This window comes from Cronobacter dublinensis subsp. dublinensis LMG 23823, from assembly GCF_001277235.1.
GTDB classification, from domain to species: domain Bacteria; phylum Pseudomonadota; class Gammaproteobacteria; order Enterobacterales; family Enterobacteriaceae; genus Cronobacter; species Cronobacter dublinensis.
Window position 1 is genome coordinate 3,717,939 of sequence record NZ_CP012266.1, and the last position, 18,301, is coordinate 3,736,239.

Here is an 18,301-nt window from a genome sequence, read left to right on the forward strand (position 1 = left end):
GGAAAGGAAGGTTTACCCCATCGTCTCCAGCCGTTAAGCTCGCTAATCCCGTTACTCAACACCAGGCCCGCATGAAACTCGCCATCGACGACGACATCACCTTTCGCAAGCTTTCTATCTTCATGGCATTTATGGAGAAGGGAAATATCGCCCGCACCGCCGAGGCGCTGGGCTTAAGCGCCGTCAGCGTGCACCGGGCGCTGCACAGCCTGGAAGAAGGTGTGCGCTGCCCGCTCTTCGTACACCGGGGCCGCAGCCTGGTGGCACTGCCCGCAGCTGAAACCTTGCTGGAATATTGTCAGGAGGCCATTGGCCTGATGGTGCGCGGTATTGAGGAGACACAGCGTACGGCGGGCATCGGCCAGGGGCGGTTGCGCGTTGGCACGCTCTATTCGCTGACGCTTGAAACCGTACCGCGTCTGCTGATGGGCATGAAGTTGCGCCGCCCCGATCTGGAACTCGATCTCACGATGGGCTCCAATCAGGTGCTGCTTAATATGCTGGAAGACGGCGCGCTGGACGCCATACTGATTTCGGTCTCGGAAACACAGGTTGATCACAAAACGCTGGAAGTGACGCCGCTTTTTAACGACGACATTTATCTCGCGGCTCCGGCAGCGGAAGCGCTTGATACCCGACGTGACGCAGATTTGCGCCACTATAAAAACCGTAAGTTCGTTTCGCTGGCAGAGGGGTTCGCCACTTATGCCGGCTTTCAGGAGGCATTTCACGTGGCGGGCTTTGAGCCGGATATCGTCACCCGCGTGAATGACATTTTCTCGATGCTGAGCCTGGTGCAGGCGGGCGTTGGGCTGTCGCTGGTACCGGGGCGCGTGAAGAAGCTTTATGAAAACGATGTGCAGCTTCTGAAGCTCGCGGAGCCGTACCAGATGCGCCAGCAGATAGCGCTGGTGTTTGCCCGCAATCGCGAACGCGATCCAAACCTGCTGGCGCTTGCGGCAGAGTGTCGCATGTACGCGCTGAGCCTCAATAAAAATTAATCGCGGGACAGACGCGCCGCCAGATGCCTCGCAACGTCCATGCCGCTGCGCTCAAGCGAAATGCTCTCGCCTTCCCACCCGGCCTGGCGCGTCAGACAGGTCAGCACGCCGCCGGGCGGCATCTCAATGGCAAGCCTCGCGTCGCGCTCGCGAGCGGCGATCATCGCCTCCTGCCAGCGCACCGTGCGCGCCATGTTGAACGCCAGATCGTCTGCGATGCGCTCAGGCTGCCACACCACGCGGGCGGTGCTGCCGCTGAGGTAAGCGCACGTCGGGCGATGCAGGGTGACGTCGTGAAAGGCCTCAAAAAGTGTTTGCGCCGGGGCGTCGAGCAGCGCGCAGTGGGACGGCACGCTGACGGCGAGCCGGTTCACTTTGGTCGCGCCAAGCGCGAGCGCCGCTTCGCCCACCCTTGCCATCTGTTCATCACGCCCGGCAATCACAATCTGCGTTTCGGCATTGAGATTGGCGATATACGCGCCCTGCTCCGCCGCCAGTTTTTCGACCTGATCCAGACGCAGGCCGAGGATGGCGGTCAACCCATAACCATGCGGATAGGCCTGCTCCATCAGATCGCCGCGCAGCGCCACCAGCCGTAAGGCGTCGCGAAAATCGAGCGCGCCGGCGATCACCGCCGCCGGATAGGCCCCAATCGACAAACCGCTGACCATATCCGGCATGACGCCCTGCGCCATCAGCGCGCGGGCGAAGGCCACTCCGGCAATCAGCAGCGAGAGCTGTACGGCGCGGGTGTGGCGTAGCGCCTGCGGCGTGTCGAGGGTGGCGAATTCATCGCCCAGCACCTCGCGTGCCGCGCGCTGCGTCTCCTCATCGGGTAAATGTTGCAGCATGCCGGGGCGCTGGGTACCTTGCCCCGGGAACGTAAAAATACTTTTCATGCGTCCTCCCTGCACCAGGGGTCGCCAACCCGCAGCGGCCCCCGGTTGGTTTTTAATAATACCCGTCCGTCGCGCAGCCATTCCGTCAGCGAAAACGCGCCGAACGGCGTCTCTACCTGCGTATCCGCCCGGCACGGCAGTTGGGTAACCCACCGTTGCCAGTCGGCGAAGGCGGCAGGCGTAACAGGCACGGGCGCCCGGATTGTCAGGTCGAGATCGCTTTCTGCGTGCAGCACCGGCATTTCGGTCGCCAGCGCGTAGCCAGCAGAGCCGGTAATGCCCCACGCCCAGGGCCACGTGCGCTGCGCGAGTTGAATGGCGGCCTGCACAGGAGGCTGTGAGACAAACGGCGAGCGCAGCAGCGTCTGAAGGCAGGCGAGCGACTCCGGTGTCGCCACGCGCACGATATCCTGCGCCGCCACCCACCCGGCGGCGCGCTGGTCGCGTCTGACGCCGCGCACCCCCACCGGGATCAGGCCGCTGTCGCTCAGGTCACGCCGTACCACCACCGGAAACTGGCACTTCCACTGCTCGCTTACCCACAGGGCGTCAATGCCCTGGAGCGCGCGGCTGTCGTTAAGCCAGAGTAAATCGTGGGGACGCGGCGTGTCGGTCATGGTTTAGAGTCCTTGCGTTAAGGTGATAAAAAGCGGCAGTGAAAGAATGCTCAATACCGAGCTTAACAGCAGCACGGCTTCGGCGTCCGGCGACTGTACGCCGAAACGGTTGCCGAATACCACGCCGAAGAAGCCCGCCGCCAGGGCAATCATCAGGATAGCGGTGATAGCAACCGGCCCGGTCAGGCCAAGCGCGAGCACGATACCCCAGGCGATAAACGGCTGGATCAGCAGCTTGGCAATGGTCGCGGTAATCACCACAGAATTAATGTTGAGCTTACGGGCCGAGAGGATAACGCCGGTCAGGAAGAGCGCAGCAGCGGTTGCGGCAAGGCCGAGTGGTTTAATGGCGGCAAGCACCAGCTCCGGCATTTTGATGCCAATGGCGGAGAGCACCACGCCAAGCAGCGGCCCCCAGACGATCGGTTTTTTCACCGAACGCCACATCAACACCGGCAGCATCGCGAGCGTTGAGCCGCTCTTCTCGCCGCTGGCGCGCGCTTTTTCACGTTCCAGAATAAGCAGACAGAACGGCGTCATCAGCACCGAACCGCAGGCAATGGAGACCGCGACGGAAAGCGATGTCGATGGCCCTTCACCGAGCACGCTGCCAAGGATAGGCAGACCCAACGCGGCGTAGTTCGGCAGCGCCACGGTCAGCGTGAGCACGGCGGCATCCTGCGGGGATTTCTTAAACGGCCCGACCGCCAGGAAGTAGATGGCGGCGTAGGTTATCCACATCGCCAGCACCAGGACGATGATGAGCGGCGACTGGGCGACAATGCCCGCCCACGGCGTCTGTACGGTGGCGCTAAACAGCGCGGCTGGCAGGGCAAAGTCCATCACAAAGATATTGAGTAAAGCGACGTTTTGGTTATCGACCATTTTTGTTTTGCCCGCCATAAAGCCGAGCAGCATGATCACAAAAATAGGGGCAAGCGCATGAATAATCACGTAAGTCATAAGTCACCTGTAATGAAAGTAAAATCAACACTGGTGCGATGGTGGCCCTTACATCTCATGGCGCGCGGCGCGCCCTGAGATGGTGAGCTTTATTTTTTACGGATGCGGCGGGCCAGAGGGCGTATCGCTACGCCCCTGTAAGCCGCTATCCGGCAGGTCTTTTTAGGGTTTTACTTACCAGCTGGCGCGCAGACGTTCGCGTACATGCTGTGAGCTACGGCGGTTGTCGGCGCCGAGGCGGGTTTTCAGGCTCGGGTCACGACGCGCATCATCAATTGCGCGTTGCAGCGTGGCGTTCACCTGTGCCAGATCCTCAGGTGTTGGTGCATCCGGGTTTCGGATATCGAGCAGGTCAGAGAGCAGCCCGAGCGTCGCGTAGTTGGCGACGTCATAGGCCATCGGCGGGATGGTCGCCGCCAGTTTCTCCAGCGCCTCGACGGTGCGAAGCGTAATGCGCGCGGCGGATTCTTTACCCATCGCATGCACCAGCACACCTTTGTCGTTAAAGGCGATTAACCGGTTTGCCTGGTAGCCGTGGGCGAGAAACGCCCCGGACATCGCTTTACCGACGATAAGCCCAATTACCGGGTGTCCGGCAAGGCGTGCGTTAGCATAAGCGCCCGCAGCCCCGGCGAGCGCCTGATGAATGCCGAACGCCTCTTCGCGACGGCCATACGCCTGGCTTGGCACGTCAATCACCGCGATAATCGGGCGCTTCACTGGCTTATCGGCATCTTCTTTGATGGTTTCGCTGACCACTCTGGCAAGCGTCCAGCCCTCCAGCAGCCCGACCTCCCCTTTAGCGGCGCGCGGGTAGTGGTTATGGGCATCCGGCACGACGGCGATAAAGCGTGCGGGTTCGCCGTTAAGCGCGGCATCGGCCACCTGAACGGACGGGCAAAGCCCCTCCTGACGTTTCGCGTTGGGCGCGAGTTTTTCAAGCCATAAGGCGCCCCGGCTTACTGTATTCGTCATCATTTTTCCTCCCGCGCAAAAACCTGTTTGATCTGTTCGCGATCCGCCTGTTTCGCGGTGTCGAACCGCGTCAGACGATCGAGATACCAGGCGTAGTTGTCGCTGCGGTGCTGTGATGGCACGCCTTTAGCGATGGCTTCGTTCATCGCCGTTTTCACCGCGTTAACGCCATCGCCTACCAGCGCGTCGACAAAACCGCTTTCATAGCGCACTTCGCCGCCGGTCATGCTCCAGATAAACGGACGGTCGCGGGAGTCGTACTCTTCCACACCCGCTTCCTGCTCAATCACCTGCGGGCCGTTCAGGCCAAGGCGTGCTTCACGGGTCACAATGAGATAGCTGCACAGCGCCGCCGCGATGGACATCCCGCCGAAGCAGCCCACGGTGCCCGCAACAATACCGACCACCGGCGTATAGCGGCGCAGGTCGACAATCGCGGCGTGGATATCGGCAATCGCCGCGAGGCCGAGGTTGGCCTCCTGCAGACGCACGCCACCCGTTTCCAGGCATAACACCGCCTGGGTGGGAATGCCGTTGCGGTTATCCTCCGCGGCCAGCTCAAGGGCGGCGGCCATTTTCGCGCCGGAAACTTCGCCCATGCTGCCGCCCTGGAAGGTGCCTTCGATGGCAATCACCACGGCGGGCTGCCCGTTGATGGTGCCTTTCGCCACCACCATGCCGTCGTCCGCCTGCGGGACGATGCCCTGCTTGCCAAGCCACGGCGACATGACCTGCTCAAACGGGTCGAGCAGTTCGCGAAAGCTGCCTTCATCGAGCAGCGCCCTGGCGCGTTCGCGCGCCCGAAGTTCAATAAAGCTGCGGTCGTTACGCATGGCTGACCTCCTCAAAAACCTGTTCGATGCGAATGCGCGCCACACCGGGCGTCGCGCCGAAATCGTGGATAACCAGCGTGCCGGACGGCAGGCCATTTTGCAGGTTGAGGCGGTCAAACAGCGCATTCCAGCGCGCGGTGCTGTTGTCCACGGATGTCGTGATGGTCACGTTGAGCGCCTGTTGCTGATCGGCGGTGAACAGCACTTCCATATCACCGGATCCGACCACTCCCGCCAGCGCTCTGCCGCTCAGCGTGCGGCTCGCGGGGAATGACAATGTAATCTGTTCCATAACACCCTCTTATTCGGTTATTCGAGATGGCGCGCTCACGCGGTCGAGGTAGAGCGTGGCGGCCAGCAGATCAGCAGCTCCGCCTGGCGAGGCGTTCAGCGCCAGCATCTCGCTATCAAGCTCTGCCAGCGCGCGACGCCCGGCGTCGGTCGCCGTACCGCCTGCGGCCAGCACGGCGCGGGCGCCGCGCTGCATGGTCATCTGGCCCGTGAGCCCCGCGCGGTTAAGCACGCAGGTGTCGCACAGCGACGTCATGATGGCCATCAGCGCGTCCAGACGTGCTTCGGTTTCTTTCGCGCCGCCACGGCGGCTGGCGTGAAGCTGTGGAAGCGCGAGTTGCATCACATGCGGAAACCCCTGCTGCGCCTCTTCACGCGCGCCCGGCACCTGATAACGCCGCGTGGCGCGAAGCCCTTTGCTGAAGCCCTTCGGCGCGCCAGCGTCCGGCAGGCCTGCCAGACGGGCGGCCGTGGCGGCGATAGCCTCACCTGTCGCTCCGGCGTCGCACATGGCGGTGGCGCTCACCAGCAGTCCCAGCGCCCAGATAGCACCGCGATGGGTATTCACCCCGCCGGTGGCCGCCATCATTTGCGCTTCGCCCTCGCGGCCCAGACGGCCAATGGTTTCACGCAGCGCAATATCCGCCGGGCGCTGCCAGCTCTGCTGAGCCAGCGCATGAAAGGTGGGCGTCAGGCTGTGGGCCGAACGCTCCATCAGCGCAAGCGTCAGGTCGTGATGCGCGCCGCTCCCGCGACAGTCCACCAGACCCGGCTTCGGGGTGAGTCTCGCTTCATCAATCAGGCAGGTGGTGGCGATGCGCGCCAGTGCGTCTGCGGTGCCTTCGGCGTGAGTCAGTGGCTGTCGGTTCATTACCAGCTCCGGAATTTGGCAGGTGGGTTGTAAAGACCGCCGGACCATTCCACGAGATCCGCGACACTGCTTGCGGCAAGCAACGAGCGGGTGGCGTCGGCGCGGCGAATGCCGATATCTTCCGGGTATACCACCTTGCCCGTTTTACGCAGTTCAGCGACGCGTGCGGCGTCCACGCCAAGGCCAATGTCAGTGATGCCCGCGACTGCTGCGACCATCGCGCGGCGCTCTTCAAGGCTTTCTGCGCGGTAAAGGTACGCAATCCCCTCTTCGGTAAGCACGTGGGTGACGTCATCGCCGTAAATCATGACCGGCGCGAGCGGCATGCCAGAGGCTTTCGCCACGTCAACTGCATCGAGTTTTTCCACGAAGGTCGGTTTTACGCCGGCCTGGAAGGTTTCGACCATCTGCACCACCAGCTTTTTACCGCGCTGCATCGGGTCAGGCTCGGTGATCATGTTGAGCCAGGCGGGTGTCGCGTGGCGACGGCCGTGCGGATCGTGCCCCATGTTCGGCGCGCCGCCGAAGCCGGAAAGCCGCCCGCGGGTGACGGTGGAGGAGTTAGCAAGGCCGTCTACCTGTAACGTGGAGCCGATAAACATATCGACCGCGTACTGGCCCGCCAGCTGACAGAAGGCGCGGTTGGAGCGCATGGAGCCGTCAGCGCCGGTGAAGAACACGTCGGGGCGCGCGCGAATGTACTCTTCCATGCCCAGCTCGCCGCCGAAACAGTGCACGCTCTCGACCCAGCCGCTTTCAATGGCAGGGATAAGCGTCGGATGCGGATTCAGCGTCCAGTGTTTACAGATTTTGCCCTTCAGACCCAGTTGTTCGCCGTACGTCGGCAGCAGCAGTTCAATCGCTGCGGTATTAAAACCGATGCCGTGATTGAGCGACTGCACCTGGTGCTCGGCGTAGATGCCCTTGATGGCCATCATCGCCATCAGGATATGTTCCTGCTTGATAAGGCGCGGGTCGCGGGTAAAGAGTGGTTCGATAAAGAAGGGTTTGTCTGCCACTACCACGTAGTCAATCCAGGAGCCGGGGATATCCACGCGCGGCAGGTCGCACTCGTCGTCGACCAGTTCATTGACCTGGGCGATAACGATGCCGTCATGGAACGCGGCGGCTTCCACCAGCGCGGGCGTGTCTTCGGTGCTCGGCCCGGTGTAGAGATTGCCTTTGCGGTCGGCTTTGTAGCCGGCTATCAGCGCCACGTTCGGAGCCAGATCCACATACAGGCGGGAGTAGAGTTCGATATAGGTGTGGATAGCCCCGATTTCCAGCAGACCATCTTCCAGCAGTTGCGAAATACGCAGGCTCTGGGTGCCGGAGAACGAGAAGTCGAGTTTGCGGGCGATACCTTTCTCAAAAATATCGAGGTGCTCGCTGCGCCCGACGCTTGGCATGATCATGTGCAGATCGTGCACTTTTTCCGGGCTGACGTTGGCCAGCATGCGGGAGAGAAAATCCGCCTGTTTCTGGTTATTGCCTTCCAGCACTACACGGTCACCCGGTGCTATCAGTTTTTCCAGCATGGCTGCGAGATCTGCGGTGGGCAATACTTTGTCCTGCACGGGAACCGAGGCGAGACGCCGCTGTTTCTCCGTGCGGCGCGTGTTCCAGACACGCCCCGGCGTTTGGTAAGCCGTCATTATTAACCTCCTGATTCAGCGAATCTTTTTGATTTGCTTAACGCTAAATTCAGTGTGCGCTCAGGAGAAAAAGGCATCAATTAAGGACGCGGACGAATCATTACTCTCAGAGTAACGATTAACACGCCGGTTTTTGATCTGCATCGCAATAAAAGCGGCGGCATGTGCTACGCCGCGTGAAAATGAAGGGATTACAGGCCAGAAACAGCAGCGGCGCCCAGGGCGCCGCTGCAAAAAGAACGTGTCGGCAAGACCGGGGGCCCGCCGCTGCAGAACATCAGACCTCAATATCTGCCATATCGCCTTTCTCCTGTAACCAGTTACGACGGTCTTCGGAGCGTTTTTTGGCAAGCAGCATGTCCATTACCGCCAGCGTGCGCGCATCGTCGTCGTCGCTGATGGTGAGCTGCACCAGACGGCGCGTGTTCGGATCGAGCGTCGTTTCACGCAGCTGCATCGGGTTCATCTCGCCGAGGCCTTTAAAGCGCTGTACGTTCGGTTTGCCTTTCTTACGCTTAAGCTGTTCCAGCACGCCCGCTTTCTCTTCTTCATCCAGCGCGTAATAGACCTCTTTGCCAAGATCGATACGGTAGAGCGGCGGCATAGCGACATACACGTGGCCGCCTTTCACCAGTGAGCGGAAGTGTTTCACAAACAGCGCGCAAAGCAGCGTCGCGATGTGCAGGCCATCGGAGTCCGCATCCGCGAGGATGCAGACCTTGCCGTAACGCAGCTGGCTGAGATCGTCGCTGTCTGGATCGATGCCGATCGCAACCGAGATGTCGTGCACCTCTTGAGAGGCCAGTACTTCATCGGACGAGACTTCCCAGGTATTCAGGATCTTACCCTTGAGCGGCATGATCGCCTGATATTCACGATCGCGCGCCTGCTTGGCGGAGCCGCCAGCGGAATCCCCTTCCACCAGGAACAGCTCGGTGCGGTTGAGATCCTGCGCGGTGCAGTCCGCCAGCTTGCCGGGCAGCGCCGGGCCGCTGGTGAGCTTTTTACGCACCACTTTTTTGGCCGCGCGCAGACGACGCTGGGCGCTGGCGATCGCCAGTTCCGCGAGCTGCTCAGCCGCCTGCACGTTCTGGTTCAGCCACAGGCTGAAGGCGTCTTTGACCACGCCTGAGACAAACGCCGCGCACTGGCGCGAAGAGAGACGCTCTTTGGTCTGGCCTGCGAATTGCGGGTCCTGCATTTTCACCGACAGCACATAGGCGCAGCGATCCCAGATATCCTCCGCCGAGAGCTTCACGCCGCGCGGCAGGATATTGCGGTATTCACAGAACTCGCGCATGGCGTCCAGCAAGCCCTGGCGCAGGCCGTTGACGTGAGTGCCGCCCTGCATGGTCGGGATCAGGTTGACGTAGCTTTCCGTCAGCAGCTCGCCGCCTTCCGGCAGCCACAGCAGCGCCCAGTCCACCGCTTCCGTTTCGCCGGAGAAATTACCGATAAACGGTTTTTCCGGCAGCGTAATGAGCCCGTTCACCGCTTCACTCAGGTAGTCGTTGAGACCATCCTCGTAGCACCAACGCTGCTCGGTGTTGTTGACCTGATCTTTAAAGTTGATTTCAACGCCCGGGCAGAGCACCGCTTTCGCTTTTAACAGGTGCGTCAGGCGGGAGACCGAAAAGCGCGGGCTGTCGAAGAATTTTTCATCCGGCCAGAAATGCACGCTGGTGCCGGTCTGGCGTTTCGGACAGGTGCCGACCACGCTGAGTTCTTTGACTTTCTCGCCGTTTTCAAAGGCGATATTGTAAATCTGCCCGTCGCGTTTCACGTTGACTTCAACACGTTTTGACAGGGCGTTAACCACCGAGATCCCAACACCGTGCAGGCCGCCGGAGAACTGGTAGTTTTTGTTCGAGAATTTACCGCCCGCGTGCAGACGGCAGAGGATCAGTTCCACGGCGGGAACACCCTCTTCCGGGTGAATATCCACCGGCATGCCGCGCCCGTCGTCGATCACCTCCAGCGACTGGTCGGCGTGCAGGATCACGTCGACGCGTCTGGCATGCCCCGCCAGCGCTTCATCGACGCTGTTATCAATAACTTCCTGGCCCAGATGGTTGGGACGGGACGTATCGGTGTACATCCCAGGACGGCGGCGCACCGGCTCAAGCCCGGTGAGCACCTCAATGGCATCGGCATTATAGGATTGGGTCATGATTTTATCGTCAGGTCACAAAACGGCATCGATGCCTTAGCGTTAACGCAGGCTAAGGAAATCGACAATCTGCGTGAAATAATCTTCAAAGCCTGCAAAAGCGTGGTTGCCGCCGGTTTCTACCGTCTGACGGCATGGCGCGTAATACGCCACCGCCTGGCGGTAATCCAGCACCTCGTCACCGGTCTGCTGCAACAGCCAGATGAGATCCGGGGCGTCGAGCGGCTCAATTTGCATCACTTTCAGATCGTAAATATGGCGTGACTCTAGCACATATTGCTGCCCGGTGTAGGGGTTCTCGTTAGCGCCGAGAAAATCGGTCAGCAGCTCAAAGGGGCGCACCGCCGGGTTCACCACCACGGCAGGTAGCATAAAGCATTGCGAAAGCCAGGTGGCGTAATAACCGCCGAGTGACGAGCCTACGACGCCGAGCGGCTCGCCGCCCTGCTCAAGCACTAAGGATTCCAGCAGCTCCGCGGCATCGGACGGATACGGCGGCAGTTGAGGAACAACCATGTTGATGTCAGGGTGCTGGTGCGCCAGCCAGCGTTGCAGGCTGGTGGCCTTCGCCGAGCGAGGTGAACTGTTAAAACCGTGGAGATAGAGAAGCGTAGACATCAGTATCCTTCTGATGCGGTGTCAGGGCGGAACTGCACGCCTTCGAGGCGGCACACTTCCGTAGTGAGTGAGCCGTCAGGGTGCAGATTCAGCCAGCGCCAGCCGGGAGCGACGGTATCAAGCGTAAAGCCGGCGCAGTGGGGTTTGAACTGAACGCAGGTGGACGGCGTCGCAAGCAGGCGACGCCCGTTCCAGTCGAGATCCAGCTCCTGATGAATATGTCCGCAAAGCAGATGCTTCACGCGCGGGTAGCGGTTCAGTACGTCATCCAGCGACTGCGCATTGCGCAGGCTGTGCTGGTCGAGCCAGCCGCAGCCGGACGGCAGCGGATGATGATGCAGCAGCAGTAAAGTGTGACGCTCCGGCGCCTGCTGCAGCATGCGCTCAAGCCACTCCAGCTGATAGTCGCTCAGTTCGCCGTGCGGCACGCCGAAGACCTGGCTGTCGAGCAGCAGTACCTGCCAGTGGTCGCCCGCGAACACGCGTTTGGCGGGGGAAATGCCCGCGTCCTGCAACGTGCTGAACATAGCGGGCTGGAAATCGTGGTTGCCCGGCAGCCAGACGCAGGGCGCAGGCAGCGTTGAAACGCCCGCCGCGAAGTGCGCGTAGGCCTCAGGCGTATGGTCCTGCGCAAGATCGCCTGTCGCGACAATCAGATCGTACTCACGCTGCCCGGCATGGAGGGCCGCCAGCACAGCCTGGTAGCTCTCCCAGGTATTGATCCCAAGCAGCGTATCGTTCTTTCCGGCAAACAGGTGAGTATCTGTAATTTGTAAGATCCTGACGCTGGCCCCACCAGCAACAGGAAGGTTTAACAGGCTTTCCAAATGGTGTCCTTAGGTTTCACGACGCTAACAAACCGGAACCGCCATTGCTCCATGCGCTAAACAGTAGCGTAGCCAGTCAGCAAGAAACTGGTTAATTTGGTGTTTTTCGTCGCGCTGATGCAACTTTTTATTTGGGTAATCATAACGCGCTTTGAAGCGAAAGATCTGCTGGCTTGAACACACTTCCGCGACCATGGCGTCATGGTAAAGCCTTACGCTCATCGAGGGCAAACTCCAGTAGCTCACTTTCGGCGCGGTTTGCTCTATCTGCACAAGCGTCGTGTACCGGGTTGATTCCAGTATCGTTAAACGGTATTGCGCGCCCGCCACCTGATAACTTACGGCTTCGCCTGGCGCGTCGTTGCGCGGCAGCAGGCGGCGCAGCTGCGCGAAGTTGGTTTCGCACAGGCGCATCATTTCTGGAAAATCAGGTGTATAACGCTTCATATTCAGGTGTTCCACTCGTTTCTCAATGCGTGATGATGTAACTGCAGCCATTGCAGTGCGATGACCGAGGCCGCGTTGTCGATTCTCCCCTCTTCTACCCAAAGGTATGCCTGTTCCCGGCTTACCACATGAACACGAATATCTTCGTTTTCATCAGCCAGACCGTGTATGCCTTGCGCGGTCGTGGCGTCCACTTCGCCAACCAGTAATGACAGGCGCTCGCTGGTGCCTCCAGGGCTTGCCAGATAGCTCATGAATTTTTTAACGCGTCCGACGTCGAGCCCCGCCTCTTCCATCGCTTCGCGGCGGGCAACCTCTTCCACCGTTTCGCCAGGCTCAATCATGCCCGCGACCAGTTCCAGCAGCCACGGGGTGTCGCTGGTGTCGAACGCGGCGATGCGGATCTGCTCAATAAGCACCACCTCATCGCGCACAGGGTCAAAGGGTAGCAGGACTGCGGCATGGCCGCGCTCAAAAATTTCACGCCGCACTTCGCCGCTCATTTCGCCGTTGAAAAGACGGTGGCGAAAGCGGTAGAGATCGAGCGAAAAAAAGCCGCGATATAGCTTTTCCCGTGCAATAATTTCTACATCGTTTTTGGTGAAAGTAACGGGGCTTTTCGTTGATTTGCTCATGAGGGTTTCCGGTTCAAAATGGTGCCGAATTTGGGCATTTCAAGCCAGTTTACCTGCCGTTTCATTGCCCATGTGGTAGATTGATGAAATTTACCGGCAGAAGGCACGTTACGCCAAGCCTGACGGCGGGTTGACTCTGGTAGAATCGGCGTCAATTTTTCGGCTTCTGACAGCGCTAATAAATTCTTTATGCTTCACAACAAGGAATGCAAATGAAGAAACTGCTCCCCATCCTTATCGGCCTGAGCCTGACGGGCTTCAGCGCCATGAGCCAGGCAGAAAACCTGTTGCAGGTTTACCAGCAGGCACGTTTAAGCAACCCAGACCTGCGCAGCTCCGCTGCTGACCGCGACGCCGCATTCGAAAAAATTAACGAAGCCCGCAGTCCTTTACTTCCGCAGCTCGGCCTGGGTGCAGATTACACCTATAACAGCGGTTTTCGCGATAACGACGGCGTCGACACCACGTCCAAGAGCGCCTCGTTACAGTTAACCCAGACTATTTTCGATATGTCTAAATGGCGCGCCCTGACGCTGCAGGAGAAAACCGCAGGCATTCAGGACGTGACCTATCAGACCGATCAGCAGACGCTGATGCTCAATACTGCGACCGCCTACTTCCAGGTGCTGAGCGCGATTGACGCGCTTTCCTATACCGAAGCGCAGAAACAGGCGATTTACCGCCAGCTCGATCAAACCACCCAGCGCTTTAACGTGGGCCTGGTGGCGATTACCGACGTGCAAAACGCCCGCGCGCAGTACGATAACGTGCTGGCGAACGAAGTGACCGCGCGCAACAACCTCGACAACGCGCTGGAGCAGCTGCGTCAGGTGACGGGCAACTACTACCCGCAGCTCGCCTCGCTGAACGTCGATAGTTTCAAAACCGCCAAACCGGCCGCCGTTAACGCGCTGCTGAAAGAAGCCGAGCAGCGTAACCTGACGCTGCTGCAGGCGCGTCTGAGCCAGGACCTGGCGCGCGAGCAGATTCGCTACGCGGAAACCGGTCATATGCCGACGCTCGGCCTGACAGCCTCCAGCAGCGTTTCTGACACCGACTACAGCGGCAGCAAAACCAGCAGCGCGGCGGCAGCCAGCCGTTACACCGACAGCAAAGTGGGTCAGAACTCCGTCGGCCTGAGCTTCAGCATGCCGCTCTACAGCGGCGGCTCGGTCACCTCGCAGGTGAAACAGGCGCAGTACAGCTTCGTTGGCGCCAGCGAGAAACTGGAAAGCGCGCACCGCAACGTCGTGCAGACCGTGCGTTCTTCCTATAACAACGTGAACGCGTCCATCAGCAGCATCAAAGCGTATGAGCAGGCGGTCGTCTCCGCGCAGAGCTCGCTTGATGCGATGGAAGCCGGTTATTCGGTCGGTACTCGTACCATCGTTGATGTGCTGGATGCCACTACCACGCTGTACAACGCCAAGCAGCAGCTCTCAAGCGCCCGTTATAACTACCTGATCAACCAGCTCAATATTAAATCTGCGCTGGGTACGCTCAACGAGCAGGATCTGGTCGCGCTGAATAACTCGCTGGGCAAACCGGTCTCTACCACGCCGGAAAGCGTCGCCCCGGAAAACCCACAGCAGGACGCCGCCGTGAATAACATGGCGAACAGCGGCGGCGCAGCGCCGGCCGTTCAGCCTGCCGCGGCAAACCGCAGCACGACCGGCAACAGCAGCAATCCGTTCCGTCAGTAACCCCTCCGGCGGGAGGCGCCAGCGCGCTTCCCGCCTGAACGTAAGTCAACGTAAAGATCCCCCGCCATCCGGCTCTGCGCTTTAATTTCAACCACTCATCCACTATCCTGAGCACCATAACTGTGCAATACCACTGGGTCAGGAAGCAGGCATGAAACGGACAAAACAGATTAACCGCGCGATGTTTCGCAAAAGCTGGAACGCGCGTCATTTAACGCCGGTCGCCTTCGCGGTCACGGCAGCTTTTATGCTGGCGGGCTGTGAAAAGAGCGACGAAACCGTCCAGCTCTATCAGAACGCCGACGACTGCGCGGCCGCTAACCCCGGCAAAAGCGCTGAATGCACCACCTCGTACAATAACGCCCTGAAAGAGGCGGAGCGTACCGCGCCGAAATACGCGACACGCGAAGACTGCGTGGCGGAATTTGGCGAAGATCAGTGCCAGCAGGTGAACAACACCAACACCAGCCAGGCCACGCAGCAAACCGGCAGCATGTGGATGCCACTGATGGCGGGCTACATGATGGGGCGTCTGATGGGCGGCGGCGGCATGGGGTTCGCGCAGCAGCCGCTGTTCAGCTCGCGCAACCCGGCAAGCCCGGCTTACGGTAAATACACCGACGCCAGCGGCCGCAACTACGGCGCCGCGCAGCCGGGCCGCACCGTGACCGTACCGAAATCTGCGATGGCGCCGAAACCGGCGACCACGTCGACCATCACCCGCGGCGGTTTCGGCGATTCCGTTGCGAAACAGGCCACGATGCAGCGCAGCGCTGCCGGCTCTTCTTCTCGTTCAATGGGCGGTTAATCACATGGAAAGAATCGCGGTCAGCGAGCGCCCGGACTGGCGCGAAAAAGCCGCCGAATACGGCTTTAATTTTCACACGATGTATGGCGAGCCCTACTGGTGCGAAGACGCTTACTACCGCCTGACGCTCGCGCAGGTGGAGAAGCTTGAAGAGGTCACCGCCGGGCTGCACCAGATGTGCTTACAGGTGGTTGAGAAAGTGGTTGCCAGCGATGCGCTGATGGCCAAATTCCGCATTCCGAAGCATACCTGGGAGTTTGTGCGCCAGTCGTGGCGCAGCGGCCAGCCGTCGCTCTATTCGCGTCTCGATCTCGCCTGGGACGGGCGCGGCGAGCCCAAACTGCTCGAAAACAACGCCGACACGCCGACCTCGTTGTATGAAGCGGCGTTTTTCCAGTGGATCTGGCTGGAAGATCAGCTGCGCGCCGGAAAACTCCCGGCTGAGAGCGATCAGTTCAACAGTCTTCAGGAGAAGATCATCGAGCGTTTTGGCGAGCTGAAAGCGCAGTATGGCTTTCAACGCCTGCATCTCGCCTGCTGTCGCGATACCGTGGAAGATCGCGGTACGGTGCAATATTTACAGGATTGCGCCAGCGAAGCCGGGATCGAGAACGAGTTCCTGTTTATCGAAGATATCGGCCTTGGCGAAAAGGGCCAGTTTACCGATCTCCAGGATCAGGTGATTAGCAATCTGTTTAAGCTTTATCCGTGGGAATACATGCTGCGCGAGACGTTTTCCACCAAGCTGGAAGACGCGGGCGTGCGCTGGCTGGAGCCCGCGTGGAAGAGCATTATTTCCAACAAAGCGCTGCTGCCGATGCTCTGGGAACTCTACCCGAATCACCCTAACCTGCTGCCGGCGTACTTCAGCGAAGACAATCCGCCGCCGATGGAAAAATATGTGGTGAAACCCTTTTTCTCCCGCGAAGGCGCGAACGTTTCTATCATTGAAAACGGTCAGACCGTCGAGCAGGTGGACGGTCCTTACGGCGAAGAAGGCACCATCGTGCAGCAGTTCCACCCGCTGCCGAAATTCGGCGACAGCTACACGCTGATTGGCAGCTGGCTTATCAACGACCAGCCTGCCGGGATCGGCATTCGCGAAGACAAAGCGCTGATCACGCAGGATCTGTCGCGCTTCTATCCGCATCTGTTTGTGGAATGATCGCCACCATGGCGCGCTCGCGCGCCATGCTTACCCTATCTGCACCGAGAGCATACTCAACGAGGCCATTTCCAGCCCGTCGACCGGTATCGTCACCGGCTCGTCGCCGTTCCACGCCCCAAGCACGTACAGCAACGGCAGGAAGTGATCCGCAGTCGGGTTCGACAGGCTGCCGCCGGGGTGATCCAGATAGTTGACCAGCGGGTGCCCGGCGTCATCGCCGCGCCACGTCAGGTTTTCTTTCACAAAGTTATTGAACGATTCCGCCCATGGATATGGCGCGCCCTCGCCATGCCAGCGGGCGGTACGCAGGTTATGCACCACATTACCGCTCGCGACCAGCATCACGCCTTCATCGCGCAGCGACGCCAGGCGGCGGCCCATCTGATAATGCCAGAGCGGCGGTTTGGTGCTATCTATACTCAGTTGCACCAGCGGGATATCGGCCTGCGGGTACATTTTTATCAGCACCCCCCACGCGCCGTGGTCAAAGCCCCAGGCTTCGCGGTCGAGCGTGACCGGCAGCGGCGCCAGAAGATCCACCACGCGCTGCGCCAGCGCCGGTGAGCCAGGCGCGGGATAGTGCGTGTCGTAGAGCGCCTGCGGGAAGCCGCCGAAATCGTGAATGGTCTGCGGCTGTTCCATCGCGGTCACGCCGGTGCCGCGCGTGAACCAGTGGGCCGAAACCATGACAATGGCTTTCGGACGCGGCAGCGTTTCGCCAAGCGTGCGCCAGGCGCGGGTATAGCGGTTATCTTCCAGCACGTTCATCGGGCTGCCATGGCCCAGGAACAGTGCAGGCATACGGGGTGCGTGCGTCATTATTTTTACCCTGAATCGGTATCATCAATGGGATTACCTTACGCCGATCGCGCGCGTAAAGAACGGAGATAAGGGTGATGAAGATCGTCAGAAAATTTGAATGTAAGCGTTCTGTAAAAGCCACGGACTGGCCTCGACTTTTCCGTTGCGCCCGATAAATTAATGATAATCATTATCAAAAGGAGTGTTCGATGTCAGTGCCTCTGATCCTGACCCTGCTGGCGGGCGGCGCCACGTTTATCGGCGCCGTGCTGGGCGTGCTGGGGCAGAAGCCCTCTAACCGCCTGCTGGCGTTTTCGCTGGGGTTTGCCGCGGGCATTATGCTGCTGATTTCGCTAATGGAAATGCTGCCCGCCGCGCTCAATGAAGAAGGCATGTCGCCGGTGCTCGGCTACGGCATGTTTATCGTCGGCCTGCTGGGGTATTTCGCGCTCGATCGCCTGCTGCCGCACGCGCATCCGCAGGATCTCGTCGATCCGCATACCGCACACCGCCACTCGCCGGGCAGCCTGCGCCGTACCGCGCTGCTGCTGACGCTCGGCATCAGCCTGCATAACTTCCCGGAAGGCGTCGCGACGTACGTGACGGCCAGCAATAACCTGGAGCTGGGCTTCGGCATCGCGCTGGCCGTGGCGCTGCATAATATTCCCGAAGGACTGGCGGTGGCGGGCCCGGTCTATGCCGCTACCGGTTCGCGCCGTAAAGCGGTTATCTGGGCAGGCGTCTCCGGGATGGCGGAGATCCTCGGCGGGGTGCTGGCCTGGCTTATCCTCGGTACGATGGTTTCGCCGGTAGTGATGGCGGCGATTATGGCGGCGGTGGCCGGGATTATGGTGGCGCTGTCGGTGGATGAGCTGATGCCGCTTGCTAAAGAGATAGACCCGCATAACAACCCGAGCTACGGCGTGCTGTGCGGAATGTCAGTGATGGGACTCAGCCTGACGCTGCTGCAAACGAGCGGGCTTAGCGGCTAATAAAAAAGCCCGGTCAGACCGGGCTTT

The 18,301-nt window shown here is 60.1% G+C and carries 19 protein-coding genes; 5 read left to right on the forward strand and 14 right to left on the reverse strand.

From position 1 onward, the window contains the following. Positions 1-71 precede the first annotated feature (71 nt). A complete protein-coding gene (locus AFK67_RS17165) occupies positions 72-1,001 on the forward strand; it encodes a LysR family transcriptional regulator (protein WP_007729594.1) in 930 nt (309 codons plus the stop codon). Here the strand turns inward: AFK67_RS17165 and mdcH are convergent. The 13 genes from mdcH to nudF form a co-directional block, all read right to left on the reverse strand. Next, a complete protein-coding gene (gene mdcH / locus AFK67_RS17170; RefSeq protein WP_007729592.1) occupies positions 998-1,900 on the reverse strand; it encodes a malonate decarboxylase subunit epsilon in 903 nt (300 codons plus the stop codon). The genes AFK67_RS17165 and mdcH overlap by 4 nt on opposite strands. Beyond that, entirely contained in the window at positions 1,897-2,517 is a 621-nt protein-coding gene (locus AFK67_RS17175) for a malonate decarboxylase holo-ACP synthase (RefSeq protein ID WP_007729589.1), read from the reverse strand. Before AFK67_RS17175 ends, mdcH begins: the two co-directional genes overlap by 4 nt. Positions 2,518-2,520: 3 nt before the next feature. Next, the gene (locus AFK67_RS17180) at positions 2,521-3,480 is read right to left on the reverse strand and encodes an AEC family transporter (RefSeq protein WP_007669337.1); all 960 of its coding nucleotides are present in this window, start codon (positions 3,478-3,480) and stop codon (positions 2,521-2,523) included. Between the two features lie 174 nt (positions 3,481-3,654). Then, entirely contained in the window at positions 3,655-4,455 is an 801-nt protein-coding gene (mdcE, locus tag AFK67_RS17185) for a biotin-independent malonate decarboxylase subunit gamma (RefSeq protein WP_007729586.1), read from the reverse strand. Next, positions 4,455-5,288 (reverse strand): biotin-independent malonate decarboxylase subunit beta, encoded by an 834-nt coding sequence (locus AFK67_RS17190; RefSeq protein WP_007729584.1) that lies wholly within the window; start codon positions 5,286-5,288, stop codon positions 4,455-4,457. The genes mdcE and AFK67_RS17190 overlap by 1 nt, the downstream gene beginning before the upstream one ends. Further along, positions 5,281-5,580: a malonate decarboxylase acyl carrier protein gene (gene mdcC, locus AFK67_RS17195; protein ID WP_007729581.1), complete on the reverse strand. Its 300-nt coding sequence runs from the start codon at positions 5,578-5,580 to the stop codon at positions 5,281-5,283. The genes AFK67_RS17190 and mdcC overlap by 8 nt, the downstream gene beginning before the upstream one ends. 9 nt (positions 5,581-5,589) lie before the next feature. After that, on the reverse strand, positions 5,590-6,450 hold the full coding sequence (locus tag AFK67_RS17200; protein ID WP_007729576.1) for a triphosphoribosyl-dephospho-CoA synthase: 861 nt from the start codon (positions 6,448-6,450) through the stop codon (positions 5,590-5,592). Next, positions 6,450-8,105 carry a malonate decarboxylase subunit alpha gene (gene mdcA / locus AFK67_RS17205; RefSeq protein ID WP_038884487.1) on the reverse strand — a complete coding sequence of 552 codons (1,656 nt, stop codon included), beginning with the start codon at positions 8,103-8,105 and terminating at the stop codon, positions 6,450-6,452. The genes AFK67_RS17200 and mdcA overlap by 1 nt, the downstream gene beginning before the upstream one ends. Positions 8,106-8,382: 277 nt before the next feature. Then, complete coding sequence (gene parE, locus AFK67_RS17210; RefSeq protein ID WP_007729570.1) at positions 8,383-10,275, reverse strand: DNA topoisomerase IV subunit B; 1,893 nt, start codon at positions 10,273-10,275, stop codon at positions 8,383-8,385. Between the two features lie 42 nt (positions 10,276-10,317). Next, the gene (yqiA, locus tag AFK67_RS17215) at positions 10,318-10,893 is read right to left on the reverse strand and encodes an esterase YqiA (RefSeq protein ID WP_007729569.1); all 576 of its coding nucleotides are present in this window, start codon (positions 10,891-10,893) and stop codon (positions 10,318-10,320) included. Continuing rightward, entirely contained in the window at positions 10,893-11,720 is an 828-nt protein-coding gene (cpdA, locus tag AFK67_RS17220; RefSeq protein ID WP_007729568.1) for a 3',5'-cyclic-AMP phosphodiesterase, read from the reverse strand. The genes yqiA and cpdA overlap by 1 nt, the downstream gene beginning before the upstream one ends. A 24-nt stretch (positions 11,721-11,744) precedes the next feature. Continuing rightward, on the reverse strand, positions 11,745-12,167 hold the full coding sequence (locus tag AFK67_RS17225) for a DUF1249 family protein (RefSeq protein WP_004385612.1): 423 nt from the start codon (positions 12,165-12,167) through the stop codon (positions 11,745-11,747). Between the two features lie 2 nt (positions 12,168-12,169). Beyond that, positions 12,170-12,802 (reverse strand): ADP-ribose diphosphatase, encoded by a 633-nt coding sequence (gene nudF / locus AFK67_RS17230; RefSeq protein WP_007729566.1) that lies wholly within the window; start codon positions 12,800-12,802, stop codon positions 12,170-12,172. A 212-nt stretch (positions 12,803-13,014) separates the two neighbouring features. Here nudF and tolC point away from each other — a divergent pair, with 212 nt between their 5' ends. From tolC to AFK67_RS17245, 3 genes are all read left to right on the forward strand, one after another. After that, positions 13,015-14,505, forward strand: a complete 1,491-nt coding sequence (gene tolC, locus AFK67_RS17235) for an outer membrane channel protein TolC (protein WP_007729563.1) — start codon at positions 13,015-13,017, stop codon at positions 14,503-14,505. Positions 14,506-14,656: 151 nt separating this feature from the next. Continuing rightward, positions 14,657-15,313: a DUF1190 family protein gene (locus AFK67_RS17240; protein ID WP_007729561.1), complete on the forward strand. Its 657-nt coding sequence runs from the start codon at positions 14,657-14,659 to the stop codon at positions 15,311-15,313. A 4-nt stretch (positions 15,314-15,317) separates the two neighbouring features. Next, positions 15,318-16,478, forward strand: coding sequence for a glutathionylspermidine synthase family protein (locus AFK67_RS17245; protein ID WP_007729558.1), 1,161 nt, complete (start codon positions 15,318-15,320; stop codon positions 16,476-16,478). Between the two features lie 30 nt (positions 16,479-16,508). Here AFK67_RS17245 and ygiD read toward each other — a convergent pair whose 3' ends face one another. Beyond that, entirely contained in the window at positions 16,509-17,300 is a 792-nt protein-coding gene (ygiD, locus tag AFK67_RS17250; protein WP_038884491.1) for a 4,5-DOPA-extradiol-dioxygenase, read from the reverse strand. A gap of 191 nt (positions 17,301-17,491) precedes the next feature. Between ygiD and zupT the strand changes: the two genes are divergently transcribed. Further along, the gene (gene zupT, locus AFK67_RS17255; RefSeq protein ID WP_007727119.1) at positions 17,492-18,274 is read left to right on the forward strand and encodes a zinc transporter ZupT; all 783 of its coding nucleotides are present in this window, start codon (positions 17,492-17,494) and stop codon (positions 18,272-18,274) included. The last annotated feature ends 27 nt before the right edge of the window (positions 18,275-18,301 follow it).